Here is a 2310-nt window from a genome sequence, read left to right as displayed (position 1 = left end):
CTGAATAATGCACAGGCACACTTCAATTCTGGCCACGTCTGATGACAAGGGTAATGGTCGCGCAGTGCTTTTATTAGCTACTTTCTGGCGCGAAAGTCTTTAGCCCTGGCGACGCGTAAAGCAACCGCGAACAGCTCGCTGACCAGAAAAGCGAAACTCCCACCGGGGTCTCCGGCGGGAGTGGGAATGGACTGGGAGGAATTGTAATCGGGGAGAGTTATTCTGCAGATCTCTTTCGTTTGTCGATGGCTCTGCCGATGTTGATGAGGTTATCTGCGATCACGCCGAGTCCGGTCCAGCGGATCATTCCTTGGCGGCCTTTGTACCGGCAACGGTTGAGTCCATGCCGCCGCTTGAGTACGCTGATGCGTCCTTCGCATCCGGTTCTCCACTTCTGCCCTTTTTTGAACCAGCGTTTCTTCTGCTCCCGCTTTAGCGCGGCGCTCTTGGTGGAGCGACTGGGAACGGAAACCCGTTTCACCCCCATCTGCTTCGCCATGGCTACATTCTTCGCCGAGTAAAATCCGGCATCGCCTGCAGCCATGTCGGGCGTACGCCCTGTAACCTGCTGGTGGATTTCAATCGCCGCAATGAGCACGTCGCTGTCAGCCGGCCGTTGGTCATAAACCTGGAAGTCGATGACGACCTGGCCTTCGCCTTCCTGCACCTTGACCATCTTGCCGAATTCATTCGGTTTCCCCGCCTTGCCCTTACGAATGATTTCCGTTGCCGGCTCGAAGATACTGAAGAGCTTGCCGACGGCATGAGTATCGCCTTTGAATACCCGGGCTTTGGTTTGCTTGATCACCTGTTGAACGCGGGGCACCATGATGTCGATCTCGCGGCGCAGGCCCTCGATCGCGGCTTGTTGCATGAAGTCTGAGGATCGCTTCACCCCATTAGCGATCTCTTTGGAAAAGCATTTGGCTTGTCCCACTACCCGCCCCATTGAAACCAGCAGTTTGCCATAAGCCTGTTTCAGTTTTTCCCGGCTCTGCGGAACTTTGGAGCGAGCCGCCCGCGCGATGTCCAGCACTCGCCGTTTCACGCTACGGCTACGGTCGCGCAGTTTTGCCCCCACTGCGCCGGCCAGAGTTCTCACCTTCTTCATCAGGCGTGTCAACACGCGGTTTCCGTCGCCGAGCAAACTACTGTCGGTCGGATAGTGGATGTTGGTCTCGACCACTGTGGTATCCACTCTCATCTTGCGGCCCTGCACGACTTTGTTCTCCACCGCCAGCGCCACAACCCGCTGATGAATCTGTTTGATTGCATCCGGACCCAGAGCCCGCGCCTGGCTGGCCAGCGTTTTAGCGTCGGGCACTATGCCAGCGGCCACGCGCGTGAACTCCCGGTATAAGAGGTTAGGCCGTACTTCGCGCTCCAGTTCATCGAAACTCCAGTTACGGAGGTGCTTGAGCAGCAGCATCCGCACTACAATTTCGGCGGGCACTCCCAGGCGTCCAAATGTCCGGCTCTTGGGAGCGCGCCTCACCAGAGCATCGTAGACCACGTTGAGTAACTGGTCGTCATCCAATAGCTGGTCGGCCTCACGCATCCAAGGCTCCCAAAGGTCGCCGACTGCGCCCTCCACGAACCCTTCCGGAAATTGGGGTTGAGATACGCAGCGCAGATTAATCATTTGGCGCGCTTGCCCTCCTTCTCTCCGGGGTCGGCGCGGAGTAATTGCTGGTTAATCTCACAGATCTCCTCAATGGCCGCTTTCAGCTTTTGGTAGTTGGCCAGACCACGCTTTACATGAGCGACCTGATCCTTACGGAGACAGATCTGACGGATGCGCGCGCCGGGATAGCCGACGGCGAGAACCGCTACGGGATGTCCTTCACCACGATCGCACTTGGGACAGCCCGTGCGGTGCCGGATGATTCGTTGGAGCAAGGAGCCGCGGAGGACGTCCCTGGCGCCAGGGAGGCGCGAGGCGAGGCGATCGCGTTTACGAAGAGCGGCTAATTGATTCACTATGACTAGTGAACCAAACAAACGAAACAATGTGAAATAGAAATGTTTGAATTACTGAATAGATATTTTGGATCCGACGACGAAGTTTGCGCTCGGATGGAAGATTCCGCTCGCTATTGCACGCGCAGACTGAGGCACTCACTCAAATGAAACGCGTTTGGCAGAGACTTTCGCGCCAGAAAGTAGCTAGAGGCGAGCTCCGGGACACTACAGCTCGACCCCGGAGAGACCGACGCTCAACGCGATGAGCCCATCGACGCTGTATCGACCCGGCCCAGCGAAGATCAGCCAATCGAGGATCAACACGTACAGCACCTCTGGGAGGTACAG

2 protein-coding genes are annotated in these 2310 nt (G+C 57.0%); one reads left to right on the top strand and one right to left on the bottom strand.

What is annotated here, in order from left to right:
* Positions 1 to 217 precede the first annotated feature (217 nt).
* On the bottom strand, positions 218 to 1642 hold the full coding sequence (locus WA354_RS21745) for an ISNCY family transposase (RefSeq protein ID WP_472815117.1): 1425 nt from the start codon (positions 1640 to 1642) through the stop codon (positions 218 to 220).
* Positions 1643 to 1686: 44 nt separating this feature from the next.
* Between WA354_RS21745 and WA354_RS21740 the strand changes: the two genes are divergently transcribed.
* Positions 1687 to 1971, top strand: coding sequence for a hypothetical protein (locus WA354_RS21740; protein ID WP_472815116.1), 285 nt, complete (start codon positions 1687 to 1689; stop codon positions 1969 to 1971).
* Positions 1972 to 2310 lie beyond the last annotated feature (339 nt).

Source organism: Occallatibacter sp. (assembly GCF_049802275.1).
In the GTDB taxonomy this organism is placed as follows: domain Bacteria; phylum Acidobacteriota; class Terriglobia; order Terriglobales; family Acidobacteriaceae; genus Telmatobacter.
This window is presented reverse-complemented; position numbering and strand designations above follow the sequence as displayed.

Coding starts and splice junctions, on each gene's coding strand:
- WA354_RS21745 (WP_472815117.1), bottom strand. CDS start 1,642: ATGATTAATCTGCGCTGCGTATCTCAACCCCAATTTCCGGAAGGGTTC.